13 protein-coding genes and 1 pseudogene are annotated in these 14,812 nt (G+C 68.4%); 3 read left to right on the top strand and 11 right to left on the bottom strand.

The genetic code is table 11. From position 1 onward, the window contains the following. Positions 1–3 precede the first annotated feature (3 nt). The 8 genes from NR111_RS08035 to NR111_RS08000 all read right to left on the bottom strand — a co-directional run bounded on the left by NR111_RS08035 (position 4) and on the right by NR111_RS08000 (position 6,294). Positions 4–861, bottom strand: coding sequence for a F510_1955 family glycosylhydrolase (locus NR111_RS08035; RefSeq protein ID WP_256820495.1), 858 nt, complete (start codon positions 859–861; stop codon positions 4–6). Positions 862–1,058: 197 nt separating this feature from the next. After that, positions 1,059–1,685, bottom strand: coding sequence for a DUF305 domain-containing protein (locus NR111_RS08030; RefSeq protein ID WP_206474122.1), 627 nt, complete (start codon positions 1,683–1,685; stop codon positions 1,059–1,061). Between the two features lie 105 nt (positions 1,686–1,790). Beyond that, positions 1,791–2,282, bottom strand: coding sequence for a DUF6153 family protein (locus tag NR111_RS08025; RefSeq protein WP_206474123.1), 492 nt, complete (start codon positions 2,280–2,282; stop codon positions 1,791–1,793). A 155-nt stretch (positions 2,283–2,437) separates the two neighbouring features. Beyond that, complete coding sequence (locus NR111_RS08020) at positions 2,438–3,019, bottom strand: hypothetical protein (protein ID WP_021065011.1); 582 nt, start codon at positions 3,017–3,019, stop codon at positions 2,438–2,440. A 29-nt stretch (positions 3,020–3,048) separates the two neighbouring features. Next, positions 3,049–3,312, bottom strand: a complete 264-nt coding sequence (locus tag NR111_RS08015; protein ID WP_021010667.1) for a YHS domain-containing protein — start codon at positions 3,310–3,312, stop codon at positions 3,049–3,051. A gap of 21 nt (positions 3,313–3,333) precedes the next feature. Beyond that, positions 3,334–5,613 carry a cation-translocating P-type ATPase gene (locus NR111_RS08010; protein WP_206474124.1) on the bottom strand — a complete coding sequence of 760 codons (2,280 nt, stop codon included), beginning with the start codon at positions 5,611–5,613 and terminating at the stop codon, positions 3,334–3,336. Next, entirely contained in the window at positions 5,610–5,963 is a 354-nt protein-coding gene (locus NR111_RS08005; RefSeq protein WP_021010665.1) for a heavy-metal-associated domain-containing protein, read from the bottom strand. The genes NR111_RS08010 and NR111_RS08005 overlap by 4 nt, the downstream gene beginning before the upstream one ends. Before the next feature lie 46 nt (positions 5,964–6,009). Next, entirely contained in the window at positions 6,010–6,294 is a 285-nt protein-coding gene (locus NR111_RS08000) for a metal-sensitive transcriptional regulator (protein ID WP_206474126.1), read from the bottom strand. A gap of 95 nt (positions 6,295–6,389) precedes the next feature. Between NR111_RS08000 and NR111_RS07995 the strand changes: the two genes are divergently transcribed. Beyond that, positions 6,390–6,911, top strand: a complete 522-nt coding sequence (locus NR111_RS07995; protein WP_256820492.1) for an ATP-binding protein — start codon at positions 6,390–6,392, stop codon at positions 6,909–6,911. A gap of 1,289 nt (positions 6,912–8,200) precedes the next feature. Here NR111_RS07995 and NR111_RS18820 read toward each other — a convergent pair. From NR111_RS18820 to NR111_RS07980, 3 genes and pseudogenes are all read right to left on the bottom strand, one after another. Beyond that, positions 8,201–9,544 (bottom strand): annotated as a pseudogene (locus NR111_RS18820) (DEAD/DEAH box helicase); the annotation flags it as partial. Positions 9,545–10,265: 721 nt separating this feature from the next. Beyond that, positions 10,266–11,036 (bottom strand): Hachiman antiphage defense system protein HamA, encoded by a 771-nt coding sequence (locus NR111_RS07985; protein WP_241261402.1) that lies wholly within the window; start codon positions 11,034–11,036, stop codon positions 10,266–10,268. A gap of 20 nt (positions 11,037–11,056) precedes the next feature. Further along, positions 11,057–11,725 (bottom strand): hypothetical protein, encoded by a 669-nt coding sequence (locus tag NR111_RS07980; protein ID WP_256820491.1) that lies wholly within the window; start codon positions 11,723–11,725, stop codon positions 11,057–11,059. A 292-nt stretch (positions 11,726–12,017) separates the two neighbouring features. On the opposite strand from NR111_RS07980, the gene istA reads away from it, so the two are divergent. Together istA and istB are read left to right on the top strand one after the other, a co-directional pair. Continuing rightward, positions 12,018–13,589: an IS21 family transposase gene (gene istA, locus NR111_RS07975; protein WP_256820490.1), complete on the top strand. Its 1,572-nt coding sequence runs from the start codon at positions 12,018–12,020 to the stop codon at positions 13,587–13,589. Next, positions 13,586–14,368, top strand: a complete 783-nt coding sequence (gene istB / locus NR111_RS07970; RefSeq protein ID WP_206474129.1) for an IS21-like element helper ATPase IstB — start codon at positions 13,586–13,588, stop codon at positions 14,366–14,368. Before istA ends, istB begins: the two co-directional genes overlap by 4 nt. The last annotated feature ends 444 nt before the right edge of the window (positions 14,369–14,812 follow it).

Here is a 14,812-nt window from a genome sequence, read left to right as displayed (position 1 = left end):
CGGTCATTGTGCGGTCCCTGTCGGGAGGACGACGGTGGTCTCGGTGCCGTGGATCCAGACGACGCCGCGGTCGTCGACGAGCACGACCGCCCCATCTGCGTTCCCGAGCGCCTGGACGGTGCCCGTGGCGGCACCGACGCTGTCCCAGGATCCGGTGCCGGTGAGTCGCCAGAGGGTGCCGTCGGTGTCGACGCCGACCAGCCCGCCTGTGGAGTCCGCCTCCACCAGGTAGAGCGGCGGCGCATCCGCGACGAGGTCGAAGGTGGCGCCCGCATCCCGGCTCTCCTGCAGGCCCTGCCGCGTCGCGGCGTAGAGGGTGCCGTCGGTGGTGACGGTCAGGTCGGCGGCGGTGAGCTCGGCGCCGTCGATCCAGGTGGTCCCGCCGTCGGTGCTGGTGCGGATGGTGATCGAGCTGGACCCGATCCCGTGGATCGCACGGTCTCCGGCGGTGAGGACGTGGAAGTCCTCCTGCCCGGTAAACGCGACCGGCTCCCAGGTGGTCCCGGCGTCGGTGCTTCGGATGAGTCCCAGGTTGTGCTCGCCGAGCTCCGCCGGGGTGTTCGGTCCGGGGTGCCCGGAGGCGTAAAGGACGTCGCCGTCGGCGGTCAGGCCCATCGCGTCGAAGTCCGCGCCTCCCAGGGGGCCGGAGATGTCGCCGGTGTCGGTGAGGGTGTAGAGGCCGATGTGGGTGCCCAGCAGCACGGTGCTCCCGCCGAGGTCGACGATGCCGTGCACATGACCGAGACCCGTGTCCGGGGCGGGTGCCGAAATGGCGGGCGGCGTGGAGGTGCAGCCGGTCAGCAGCAGGCCCGCGGCAGCGGCGACGGCAGCGGCCGTGATCGTGGTGGCGTTGCTGCTCATGCGATCGCCTGGATGAAGAGGATGGTCGCCGCGGACAGGATGATCAGGGCGAGGATGATGGCCCACGAAGCACGCGGCCAGAGTCCGGGAAGTCATGATGGGCCTTTCGACGGGCCGGCGCTGTCGGTCAGGACGGATGCGCCGGGCCTCGGGCGGGGCCAGGTGAGGGGTGGTCGGCCCCGCCCGAGGGGTTCGGGTCAGAGGGTGGCGAGGATGTCCTGCATGGTGGTGATCTCGGCGGTCTGTCCGTCGATGATCTGCTGGGCGAGCGCGGCCACGTCCGGGTACTCGCCGTTGTTCAGCACCATCTGGGCCATGGTGACGGCGCCCTGGTGGTGGCCGACCATGCCCTCGAGGAACAGCCGGGTCGCCTCGACCCCGGTGGCGGCGTCCAGGGCGGCCATGTCGTCGTCGGACATCATCCCGTCGCCGTGGTCCATGCCGCCCATCCCGCCCATGTCGGACATGGAGTCGTAGTAGGGGATTCCCCAGTCCTCGAGCCAGCCCTTCATGGTCTGGATCTCGGGGCCTTGGGCGGCTTTGATCTGCTCGGCGAGGGTCACGACCCGCTCGTCGATGCCGTCCTTGGCCAGGATCTGATCGGCCATCTCGATGGCCTGTTCGTGGTGCGGGATCATCATCGTGACGAACATCTCGTCAGCGGAGTTGAACGATGCCTGCTCGGAGGGGGCGGGGGTGCTGCTGGTCATGCCGCCGGGGCCGTGGTCCATGCCGGGCATGGATCCGTCGGTGGGCGCGCAGCCGGCGAGCACGAGCGCAGCGGCGAGCGCGCCGGTGCTCAGCGCGAGAATGCGGAAACGCATGGGTGGGTGTCCTTGTCTAGTCAGTCGAATGGTGAGTTGATTCCCGTGCCGTATGCGGGCACGGCGCAGCATCTCCCGGCACAGCGGCGACGGGAGGGCGGGGAATCAGGTTCGACTGATCGACAGGACGATGAGGGAAGGTGGTCGGGGGTGCGGTAACGCGGTGAGCACATTCCGCCCGTGCAGGCGTAGCAGGGCGAGGACGGTGCCCAGGCGGGCCAGCAGCGCCGGGGCGAGCAGCACGATGGTGGCGGCCAGCAGCGCCAGCACGCACGCCATCATCAGCATCGAATGGTCCGGCATTCCGCCCGAGCTGTCGCAGTCGCCCTCGCAGTGCCCGCCCGAAGCCTCGGTGCCTGTCCCGATGGTGTTCTCGAGCATGCTCCCGGTCGCGACGGTGCCGCCCAGGTCAGAGTCGGGCGCGGCATGGGCGGCTTCGGAGGCCGCTGCGGGGGTGTCGGCGTGCCCGCTGGTGAGCGTGCCGGTGAGGGTGTGCATGGCCAGCAGGCCGGCGATCAGCAGGAGCGCGGTCGCGAAGGTCAGCAGCAGCCGGTGCAGCCCGGATGGGGCGTGCACCAGGGCTCGGATGTGGTTCACCGCCGACCTACTTCCCGCGTCCAGCGTACCCCGGTGTGCCTGGATCCCCCGCCGGCGCCGATCGGGCGCACGGCGGTCCTGCCCAGCCTGGTCGCCCGACCGATGCCTGGCCAGGGGCGATGGTCCCGGATGGGGACCGGTGCGCGGCAACCGGCTCATCGGCGGCCCGTTCCGGCACGGTGGGCCTTCTCCATCAGAGCCAGCAGCCCGAGGGTGTCGTCCTTGATCTGGGTGCGACCGACGACGGCCCAGTTGCGGGCGAGGTGATCGCGGAGATAGTCGAGGATGTGCTCGAGGGGGACGGTGTGCCAGGAGCCGGACCGATGGGGGCGGGCGGTGTTGCCGAACGCGACCGTGCGGATCAGGTGGCCCTCCGGGGCGAGGACCTGCCCGGCCGTCAGCAGCTCCTGGACGAGGGCGGGCGCGTCGGCGGGGGTGCAGCAGCCGAACCGGGCGAACGCGGCCTCCAGCACCGCGGGGTCGCGCATCGCGGGGTTCAGCTTCGGGGCGCCCTCCTTGACCTCGCCGACGATCATGTCCGGCGCCCCGGGGCGGGCGCCGAGGGCCGGGTCGGGGTCGTCGCCGGGGATGTGGTGCAGTCGGATCGCGAGGATGTCCAGGTCGGTGACGGTGCGCGGCCCGTCCGGACCGGTCGCGTCCAGCACCGGGTACTCGGCGACGGTGAAGTACCCGTTCACCCGCAGGTAGGCCTGCACCAGACCGACCGCTGTATCCATCCCGCGCCCCCTTTCCCTGCCGTCGTGGGTCAGGCGGCGTTGGCGTAGCGGGCGGGGTCGCCGTCGAACAGCGGCCCGCACTCGGGGCAGCAGAACCAGTACCGCGCGCCTTCGTAGTCACGGAACAGGCCGCGCTTCTCTGCCCACGCCGGGTCGACCTGATTGCCGGGCATGACCGGGCAGGTGACGAGGTTGGTCGCCCCGGCCGGGGGCTCATGGTGATGGTGCTCGTGGGATCCGTGATCGTGCGCGGCGTGCTCGTGGCCGGTGTGGTGCTCGTGGTCGTGCGTCATGGCGGTCTCCTTGCGTGGGTGTCAGGCGTGGACGGGGGTGGTGTCGCGGCTGGGCGTCAGGACGGTGGGCGTCGGGGCGGGCAGGAGGCGGAAGCGGCGCAGTCGGAGGCTGTTGGTGACGACGAACACGCTGCTGAACGCCATCGCGGCGGCGGCGAGAATGGGGTTGAGCAGGGCGAGCATCGCGACCGGGATCGCGGCGACGTTGTACGCGAACGCCCAGAACAGGTTGCCCTTGATGGTGCCCAGGGTGCGGCGGGCGAGCCGGATCGCGTCCGGGACCAGGAGCAGGTCGCCGGAGACGATGGTCAGGTCCGCGGCGGTGATGGCCGCGTCGGTGCCGGTGCCCATTGCGATGCCGAGGTCCGCTTGGGCGAGGGCGGCGGCGTCGTTCACGCCGTCGCCGACCATCGCGACCACCCGTCCGGATGCCTGCAGCTCGCGGATGGTGTCGAGTTTGCCCTGCGGGGTGACTCCGGCGCGGACGTCCTCGATGCCGGCGTCGTCGGCGATGGTGCGGGCGGCGCCGGGGTTGTCGCCGGTGAGCAGGATCGGGGTCAGCCCGAGCCCGCGCAGTCGGGCGATGGCCTCACGGCTGGTGGGCTTGATGGTGTCGGCGACGCTGATCGCGCCGCGCGCCTGCCCGTCCCACGCCACGACGGTCACGGTGGCGCCCGCGGCCTCGTCGGCCGTGATCGTCGCGGCGAGCTCGTCGGGGATCGCGATCGCCCATTGCCTGGTGATCCAGGTGGCGCGGCCGGCGGCGACCAAGCGGCCGTCGACGATGCCCTGCACGCCTTGACCGGCCTCGGCGGCGAATGACTCCACGGCATCCGTCGGGCCGTCGGCTGCGGCGGTGATGGCGCGGCCGATGGGGTGCTCGGAGCCGTGCTCGAGCGCCGCGGCGAACCGGATCAGCTCCGCCTCATCGGTGCCGGGAGCGGGGTGGATGCCGGTGACGGTCATGGTGCCGGCGGTGATGGTGCCGGTCTTGTCGAGCACGACGGTGTCGATGCGGCGGGTCTGCTCGAGCACCTGGGGTCCGCGGATGAGGATGCCCAGCTGGGCGCCGCGGCCGGTGCCGACCAGCAGAGCGGTCGGCGTCGCCAGCCCCAGCGCGCACGGGCAGGCGATGATCAGGGTGGTCACCGCGGCGGTGAAGGCGACCTCCAAGGGCGCCCCCGCGATCAGCCACCCGGCGAACGCGGCCAGGGCGAGGACAATGACGATGGGGACGAAGACGGCCGACACCCGGTCGGCGAGGCGCTGCACCTGGGCCTTGCCGGTCTGCGCCTCCTCGACCAGCCGCGCCATCCGGGCCAGCTCGGTGTCGGCGCCGACGCGGGTGATCTGCACGAGCAGGCGCCCGCCGGTGTTCACAGTCGCGCCGACCACGCGGGAGCCGGGGGCGACCTCGACCGGCACGGACTCGCCGGTCAGCATCGACTCGTCCACCGCGGACATTCCCTCGGTGACGAGGCCGTCGGCGGGGATCTTCTCACCCGGCCGCACCACCACGACATCACCCGGAACGAGCTGTGCGACGGGGACGCGCTGCTCAGTGCCTTCGCGGAGGATCACTGCGTCCTTGGCGCCGAGCTCCAGCAGGGCGCGCAGGGCCTCGCCGGACTGCCGCTTGGCACGAACCTCGAGGTAGCGGCCGAGGAGGATGAACACGGTCACCAGCGCGGCGACCTCCAGGTACACCTCGTGGCCACCGGCCTGCGGGGTGCCGACGAAGGTGACGCTCATCCGCATTCCCGGCATCCCCGCACCGCCGAAGAACAGCGCGTACAGCGACCAGCCGAACGCGGCCAGCACCCCGACGCTGATCAGAGTGTCCATCGTCGCCGCCCCGTGCCGGGCATTGATCGCCGCGGCGCGGTGGAACGGCCACGCCCCCCACACCACCACCGGCGCGGCCAGGGTGAGCGTGAGCCACTGCCAGTAGGTGAACTGCAGGGCGGGGATCATCGACAGCACCGCGACCGGCACCGCCAGCACCGCCGAGACGATCAGCCGCTGCCGCAGCGACGCCAGCTCATCGTCCCGCGGGATGGTCTGCTCAGCCGTGTCGGGCACAGGCGGGGCTGGGAGGCTCGCTCCGTACCCCGCCTGCTCGACCGCCGCGATCAGCTCCTCCACCGGCACCGGGGCCTCCGAGTGCACGCGGGCCTTCTCGGTGGCGAAGTTGACCGTCGCCTCCACCCCGGGCAGCTTGTTCAGCTTCCGCTCGACCCGCGTCGCGCACGACGCGCAGGTCATCCCGGTGATGTCGAGATCGACGTCCAGCGTGCTCATGAGGCTGCGGCGAGGCTGTACCCGGCCTCCTCGACCGCCTCCCGCACCCGCTCCGCGTCCACCGGGGCGGTGCTGGACACGGTCACCGTGGACACGCCGCCGGCGTGCAGGTCGACCTCGACGCCGGAGACCCCGTCGATCGCGGAGACCTCCTCGGTGACGCTGCGCACGCAGTGCGAGCACGTCATCCCCTCCACCAGGAACTGCGCCGACACCTCGCCCGATGCCGGTTGCGCCGTCGCGGAGGCGGTGGTGTTGGCCGTGGCGGCGTGGGAGGTGGGGGCGCAACAGGCGCAGCCACCGCCGTTCGTCGCCTGCAGGCCGAGGTCCTGGAATCCTTGTCCGGTCATGTTGTGCTCCTTTCGTGAGCGTGTCGATGCGTGTGGTGTGAACGTTCTAGGAGCGGACCAGCCGCGCGATCGCGGCGTTCGCCTCGCGGAGCTTCTCCTCCGCGACCGGGCCGCCCTGCGCGGTCGCCTGCGCGACGCAATGCCCGAGATGGTCCTCCAGCAGCGTCAGCGCGACCGACTCCAGCGCCTTCATCGCCGCCGAGATCTGGGTCAGGATGTCGATGCAGTACACGTCCTCGTCGACCATCCGCGCGATCCCGCGCACCTGCCCCTCCGCCCGACGCAACCGCGCCAGCAGCGCCTGCTTGTCATCCACGTATCCGTGTGCCATCTCAGCCACCTCCGACGTCGATCGTATACCCTCTAGGGGTATAAGGTACTTCGTGAAGAGGATATTCCCGGAGCGGGCAGAGCGAAAGGGCGAACGTGACCAACTGGTACGTCATCACCGGCGGGCCCAGCTCGGGCAAGACCACCACCGTGAACCTGCTGCGGGACCGCGGCTACACCACCACCATCGAGCATGCCCGGCACTATCTCGACCTGCAGCGCATCGCCGGCCGCACCGTCGAGGAGGTCCGGGCGAAGCAGCGGCAGTTCCAGCGCGGCGTCCTGGACATGCAGCTCGCGGAGGAAGCACCCCTCGACCCGGACGCCACCGTGTTCCTCGACCGGGCCGTCCCCGACTCCCTCGCCTACTACCGCTTCCTCGATCTCGAGCCCGACCCCGCCCTGCTCACCGCGCTCGAGCACGTCGACTACCGCACGACGTTCATCCTCGACCTGCTGCCCCTGGCCGCCGACTACGCCCGCACCGAGGACACCGCCGCCCAGCAGCGCATCCACGAACTGCTGACCCAGGTGTACGAAGCGCTGCCCTTGCCGGTCGTGCGGGTTCCGGTCCTCAGCGCCGACGAGCGGGTGCAGTTCATCCTGGACCGGCTCTGACCGCTCTCGCCCGATCGGGATGTCCTGTGCAACGCTTGGGGCCCAGGGCACGGCGTCCCGCTACTCGGCTGATGATCGGGGAGCCACGTCACTGCGGCATCCTCGATCGTGTTGATCCAGGTTCTCCCCGGTGCAGCAGTGCTACGGCCGATGAAACCGACCCAGAGATCGTGAGATGACACAGTCGGCCAGTGCGAGTCGCCTGCGCGTCGCCGGACCTCCTCCGAGTTCATCCACTGGTGAAGCTCCGACACGGTCGTGAAGGCGCCGTCTCCGGCCGTGACCGCGGCGAGAGCACCGGCTCGGGAAGAGAATCCGGCCTGCATGAGCAGCGCGGCCGAACGGTTCAGCGTCCCTGTTTCTAGCGCCGCAACTGCGAGTCCGTGCTGGTCGGTGAGGAGCGCCCAAAGATCGCCGACAGGCTCTTCGTGGGCGGTCGCTCGGACCCGGACCGCTTCCAGCGCCCATGGCAGCCTGTACGCCAGCGAGTCCTCAATGAATTCCAGCGTGTCCGTGACCTCCTCCCCCGCTATCTGCGAGGGGTCCTCACCGCGAAGCCAACCAGCGAGGACGCCTTCCCAATGTGGAGGAAGAGCGCGGGGCGCGAAGGGGTGAAAGCCGAATGCGATCCTGGCGAAGCTCGTTAGGGCATCGATTGCGGTATCGGGGTCGCCGATTCGGATGCCCTCGTCTGCGTCGCGCAGGTACTGCTCCAAGATGCTGGCGTGCTCATCGAGTTGGCGTCCGGTCTCGAGACCGACCCCCGCAAGGAAGTACCCTCGGCGCTGTGCCGCAGTTGACTGGCTCCAGAGGAAGCGCGCACGCGCGGTCAGACCGGCTCGAAGCGCTGTCTGAACGGGCTCCTGCCGTCGAGCCAAGCTCCTGGCCCAAAGGGACGAGGCGAGCACGTCATCGAGAGCCCCCTCGACTCCGTCCTCCGCAACCGCGGAATCGTTGAGCAGACTGAGGAGGGCGTTGTCGAGGCTAGCGAGCTGCGAGCGCCACGCAGTTCGGGAACGCTCAGCTTCCTCCTCGCTCTCGGCCGCAACTTCTGGGTAATCCCACGCCGCTGTGCCGGCGACGTATTCCAGCAGCGCGTCCAGGTTCCGGAGACCGTGCTTGGCCTGCATCCGGGCGAACAGGTTCACCACCAGTTGCATTAGGCCGCTTTCCATGTCGCGCAGAGCCGTGTCCTCGACCAGCTGCCTCCAGTTCCGCCTCCCTCGGGACACGTCCTTGAAGATTGGGTGGACGACGAGGCCGACGGAGTCCACGAACGCTCGGCCGGCTCTGCCGACGATGTTGCGAAACTCAGACGCCTTGATCAGTTCCCGGTTGCGCCAGAGGCTGTGCATTACGAGCGCGCTGGCGGAGAGGTTGAGTCCCTGGGCGAGGGTCGGTGAAGAGACCGTAACCTTCAGCGCTCCTCGCTGTAACAGCCTTTCAACCTCTCGTCGGTAGGGTGCGGGCAGCGATCCGTGATGAATCGCTACGCCGAGTCTCAGACAGGCGAGGATCGGGTGATCTCGGCCGAACCATTCCTCTCCGATCGTGATGGCGGAGGCGAGGTCGCCCGGATCTCCTTCGAAGACACTCCCGAGTGCTCCGCGGGCATGAAGGTCGACGATGACTTTGGCAAAGGCGTTCACCGATGACTTGAGTGGGCAGAAGATCAGGACGGTCTGCCCGTCGTCGACGAGCCGCCAGGCGGTAGCCAGCGTCAGCTCCTGCGGATCCTTGGGGAAGGGCGTCGTCCTGCGACCGATCGGTGGAACGAAGGGTTCGAGGAACCGGGGCACAAAGGGCTCCTCGTCTCCCACGATGATGCTCAGGCGGGCTCGATCGCCTTGCCAAATCACTTCGCCATAGCGAAGTTTCGTCGGCCGCCACGAGCTCGCGATGAGACCGTCGGGTTGGTCATCGGTGAGCCAGTTGACGAAGTCCTCGACTTCGTCTCCGTCTGGCAGGATCGCCGAGAGGCAGATGATACGTCTGGTGGCCGCATCCTCACGGCGCAGCAGTCGTTGTACCTGAACTTCGTATCGGACCTCACGTTCATCCGCCCCGATCATGTGCCCCTCGTCGAGGACGACAAGCCCTACGTCGTCGAGGAGTGTTGGGGCGTTGCGCAGGGCGAAGTCGAGCTTCTCGGGAGTGGCGACGACGATGTCCCTCTCTCGCAGCAAGTCCTCGTCGGCGCTGCTGGCCCCGATCGCGCCGTAGAGGGATGTGACGGTCTTCCCCAGAGGGGTGAAGGTGCGTTGCAGGGCCGTTTCGGTCTGGGCTGACAGCGCCCGCAATGGGGTTACGAACACAACCCGCCGGCCCTCGGCTAGGCACGCGAGGATGCAAAGTTCGGCAATCCGGGTCTTGCCGGCGCTCGTCGGGAGAGACAACACCAGGTTCTCGCTGGTGTTCAGCACCCGCTCTGCGGCGGCGAGCTGCGACGGCCATAGGTCGATCTCCGAGCGTCGCCTCCGGAAGAGGGAGGCGATGAACGTCGCACGCAGCCGTGCCCAGTCGCCACCATCACCGTCGATGGGACCGTCCGGGAGCAGGCGATGGAAACTGGCCTCCCAGAGGCCGCGGAGTAGGTGAATCGCAAGTCGATGGCACCACCAATGCGGAACCATGTTCAGTTCGCTGGCGGCTCCTAGACCGACCTGCAGTGTGCTGAGGGCCTCATCCAGCAGCGCTTGCTCACCCCGCTCGAACGCAAGCAGCGCCATGCTGATCGCACCGACGAACGCGTCCGTCAGTGCGAGGTCGACGACGTCGATGACATCGGTGTCGCCGCTGTCAGCGTCCTGGTCCTCATCGCTCGTGGGCTCGAAGAGCCCGCGCAACGTCTCAACCAGGTTGGCGTCTGCTGCCACGTCCTCGTCGCGGTGGCTCAGGATGAGCGCGTCCAGGGTGTCGAGTTCTCTGCGGATGATGTGGATGAGGGATCGCTCGCCAATCGTGACTTCACCGGAATCGAGCGCTGTCTGAAGCAGCGAGTATGCCCGCGCGGAGTAACTGCCGAGGTGGTAGGCGGCTGCGGCGACGACACGGTGGAAGCCCCGTTCGCGCGAGTTAGGTCCTCTGGCGATGACTGATTCGATGGCTGTGGCTGCGCCCTCGAAGGCGCGTTGGGCGAGGCTTTGCGACCCATTCGCCTCCACGAGACGTAGCCCCAGGCCCAGGAGCGAATAGCCGTAGGAGAGAAGGTCGTAGCTGAGTAGCTGATCGAACGCGGGCGCGTCCTCGGGCAGGACGCCGTCACGCCAGATCATCGACCGGGCTTCGCCGCGCGCGAGAAGCTGTTCGCGAAAGCCGGGGGTGGTCGCCTCCTCGATCGCGGCCTCAATGTCCTCAACTGTCTCGGGCATTGGCGATCGCTTTCGAGTACACGTTCGCGATGAACGCTTGATGCTGTGAGACCTGCAGGCCGACGGCGAGGCGCTTTACGCCGCCTCGATATGCGGTCGTGTTTGTCCGAAGGAGGTTGCGTGGGTCGTTGCCCGTGAAGGTGAAGAGCAGTTGCACCACCTGCCGTTGGCTGATCCCTGTAGTCAGTTGAGCGTCGTCGACAAGGTTCGCCAATGCATGCTCGCCGAGTTCGTGGAGTCGGTCAGCGACGAAGCTGAGAGCGTGAGGCGATGGGCGTCCCCGATCGCGTCTGAGCGCAAGGTCCGCGTCTGTGACCGTCGCCGTTCCGAGCGTCGCACGGCTCTTGGCTTCGCCCTTCAGCAATTCGAGCGATCCGTTGGTGGCCGCGCGCACCCCAACCAGGTCATCGCCACGCATCGACATCTCGCGGTGGTCCTTCCACCGCAGGCGTTCCACGACTCGAAACCCCAGCTCAAGCGCCGCGTACTGCGCTCCGATAATCTCTCCGAGGTCGCCCGAGCGGGTGCGCTTGCTTGTAGGGAGCTTCCCTTCCAGGTATTCGGCCGCAGCAGGCTTCCCCAGATCGGCGAGGATCGCGGCGACGCGGTCCGGACCCGTGTACTGGTTCGGGATCTGTGACGCAGCCCAGTCGACCCCCGACCCGATGGTCGCCGACGAGGCAACCATGTGCACCATCGCGTGCCGCCTCAGCGGCTCGCGCGTGGAAGTCGTCCACGAAGAAAGCGGTGCCATCCCTCAATCGTGGCAGAGGCTCAGCTACTGAAACTGTCTGACTCTAGGTAGGCGAGGACGCTGTGCATCGCGAGGATCGCCTGTGTGGCGTCGGGTTGCTCGACCCGCGTGTCGCCCTCATGGACGGCGATGTGGCGCTTCCCGTACAGCGCATCACCCGCAGCCGCAATGTCAGCAGGAGCGTTAGCGAGCCGGCGCTTCACGTCGGGCCCACGTCCGCCGCATGCCGTCTCGACAGCGAGTCGCGCGGCGAGCACGGCCTCGCGGTAGCGGCCCGTGTCGAAGTGCGTCTGTGCCGTACGTGCGTGCGCCTTGGGCGCTGACTCATCCGTGAGCTCACGGAACGCGTCCCTGTATGCGGTGTCGGGCGTCGGGCCAAGCAGATAAGTGAGCTCGGCACCGTCGTTGAAGAGCAGCACGTCATAGGAGTCCGTGGCCGCACCTCCGGAAACCAGCACGTAGTCGTCGAAGCCGTCCTTCTGGTAGAAGTTCGGCATGTGCGAGTCAGCACCTGTGAATTGCGGGCTGCTGAGGAATGTGAGCAAGTGATCCTGGTCCCTGCCGTACATCTCGACCTTCCGGCCGGTGACCTTCTGGCGAAGACGCAGACCAAGGCCCCCGCCATCGACCGGGTACTCCTCGATGTAGGCCCACACGGACGTCGGAGGAGATGCGACGTCCGCCGTCACGATGTGGACCTTAACCGAGAAGCCCTCGAACGCGACAGCTATCTCGTGAGCGCCTTGTTTCACAATCGGCGCGGAGATGGCGACGTACTCCGCGCGACTCCGTGGCTCAACGAGTGCTAGCGGCCATGCCAATCTCCCTGTAGGCGGACACGTACTTCCCTGCTGACGGTCAGTTGATCTCCCTGTCCGTGGCCAAGGGATCGGGCCGTGTCGGTCCCGCGAAAAGCGCCCCTCCGGGGATGTGCTCGAGGTCTTCGACCACCTTTCGAGCGCTGTTCCACCGGAGGGACGCATGAAGAAGTCTGACAGGGAGATCATGGAAATTCTGGAGGCGTACGACGCCACTGAAAGTGCGCACTCCGCCGCACAGTTGGCGGGTGTGGATCCCAAGACCGTGCGGCGGTACGTCGCCGCTCGTGACCAGGGGCGTCCGGTGACCGGCGCGGGCCGCCGTCCGCGGATGCTCGATGAGCACATGCCCAAGATCGAGGAGTGGGTCGAGCGCGGCAACGGCAAGATCCGCGCCGATATCGTCCACGAACGGCTGGTGGCCATGGGGTTCACCGGGACCGAGCGCACGACCAGGCGGGCGGTGGCGCAGGTCAAGGCCGCGTGGCGGGCCGGGCATCAGCGCACCTACCGGCCGTGGATCACCGAGCCGGGCCTGTGGCTGCAGTTCGACTGGGGCGAAGGGCCGAAAGTCCCCGGCCCGGACGGGGTCCTGCGCTCGACGTTGCTGTTCTGCGCCTGGTTGGCGTGGTCCCGCTTCCGGGTAGTCATCCCGGTGTGGGACCAGAAACTGCCCACGCTGATCGCTTGCCTGGATGCGACCCTGCGCCGCATGGGCGGGGTACCGACCTACGTGCTGACCGACAACGCCAAGACGGTCAGCGTGGATCACGTCGCCGGTGTGCCGGTGCGTCATCCGCAGATCGTCCAGGCCGCCCGTCACTACGGCACCCAGGTGCACACCTGTGTGCCGTTCGATCCGGAGTCCAAGGGCGGCACCGAGTCCACCGTCCGGCTGGCCAAGGCCGATGTGGTGCCCACCGAGGCGAACCTGCGGGAGCAGTACGGCTCCTTCGCCGAGCTCGAGGCAGCATGCGAGCAGTTCTGCGCCAAGGTCAACTCCCGTAAGCATCGGGAGTCGGCAAGGGTCCCGAATGAGGCTCTGATCGACGAACGCCGTCGTCTGCATGTACTGCCGACGGCGCCCCACACCATGGCGCTGGGCCAGACCCGCACCGTGGGCACCGATCAGACCATCCGATTCGGGTCAGTGCGCTACTCCACCCCGCCCGGGCTGGTCGGCGCTGAGGTGTGGGTCCGCGCCGACGGCATGGACCTGGTCATCGTCGCCGACCTCGACCGGCTGCCCGTGGCCCCGGACTGGGTCGCCGATCGGCGGGGACTGTGCGAGGTGGCGCGGCACCACTTGTCCACCCCGGGCACGCCGCGCATCGATCTGGGCCACTACCCCAATCACCCGCAGGAGCCCGACGGGGCACCGCGCCCACCCCGGCCCAAGGCTCGATCCCAGGCCGAGAAGGAGTTCCTGGCCTTGGGCGATGGAGCCCAGTCCTGGTTGATCGAGGCCTCCGCCGCCGGGACCTCGCGGATCCGGGCCAAGATGGTCGACGCCGTCGAGCTGGCCGCCCTGGTCGGCGCCGACGACGTGGACGCGGCATTGGGAACCGCCGCCGCGGCCGGACGGTTCGCCGACGGCGACGTCGCAGCGATCGTCCGGCACCTGGCCACCGGCGCGACCGGTGCGGACCTGGTCATCGCCGACGAAGCCCACTCCGCTCAGCCCGGCACAGGAGCCTGGGCCGGCTTCGGCACCCGAAAGGACACCGCCCGATGAGCACACCGACCACCACGCCGGCGGTGCCACTGCCCGAGGACCTGACCGCGGTACTCAAACGAATGCGCATGCCCTACCTGCGGGCCGCCGCCCCCGAGGTCCTGGCCACCGCCCGAGCCCAACGCTGGGACCCCACCGAACTGCTGCGGGTCCTGCTCGCCGAGGAGATCCGCGGGCGAGACCAGGCCACCAAAGCCGCCCGCCGCAAGGCCGCCGGACTCCCAGCCGGCAAGACGTTCGACTCCTGGCGCGAAGCCGACTCCTCCATCCCCGCGCCGACCCAGTCAGCGCTCGCCGGACTGGAATGGGTCCACCGAGCCGAGAACCTCGCCATCAGTGGCCCCTCAGGCACCGGAAAGACGCACTTCGTCGAGGCCCTGGCCCACAACGTCATCGACGCCGGCATGCGGGCCTCCTGGTTCACCCTCGAATCGCTGACCGAAGCCCTGGCACGCGCCAACGTCGACGGCTCCGCCGGCAAAATCATCGCCCGCATCACCCGCGCCGAGCTCATCGTCGTCGACGACATCGGGATGCTGCCCGCAGGTCAAGCCGCCGCAGAGGCGTTCTACCGCCTGGTCGATGCCACCTACGAACGCCGCAGCCTGGCGGTCACCAGCAACCTACACCCCGCGGGATTCGACACCTTCATGCCCAAAACCCTGGCCACCGCCGCCGTGGACCGACTACTGCACCACGCCCACGTCATCATCACCGAGGGCACCTCCCTCCGGCTCGCCGAAGCCACCGCCGGCAAGGGGGTGGTCCCATTGCACTAACCGACCACCAGGGAGATCAACTGACCGCGCACAGGGAGATCAGCTGTCCGCGAGCAGGGAGATGAACTGACCGCCCACAGGGAGATCCCAATGTCCCTTGACACTGGATCGTCCATCCGACGATCTTGCGGGAGTACAGGTCGATTACCGAGTACAGCGCAAAGCTCTGTCTGGTTGTCCGTCAGAACGCGCACGAGCCGCTTGGTTGACTTCTCGCGAAGGCGGAGGTCCGGTGCGCCGACCGCGTTCTCGAACCGCTCGACGTAGCACTTGACGATGCCGGAACTCTGGGCGCTACGAGCAGTCACGCCCGCTGCCCGAGCAGCTCGCCGGGTCTTCGAACTTGATCGGCTCATCCCTAATCCTCCGTCTCGCGGCTGCCGAATCCCATCGCCGCTGGGCGACGTCGTTGCCTTTCCGGAGGGCCGTCATCTGCGCGCTAAT

The organism is Dietzia sp. Die43 (assembly GCF_024519835.1).
In the GTDB taxonomy this organism is placed as follows: domain Bacteria; phylum Actinomycetota; class Actinomycetes; order Mycobacteriales; family Mycobacteriaceae; genus Dietzia; species Dietzia kunjamensis.
The sequence above is the reverse complement of the archived record's forward strand: the minus strand, read 5'-3'. Positions and strand labels throughout refer to the sequence as shown.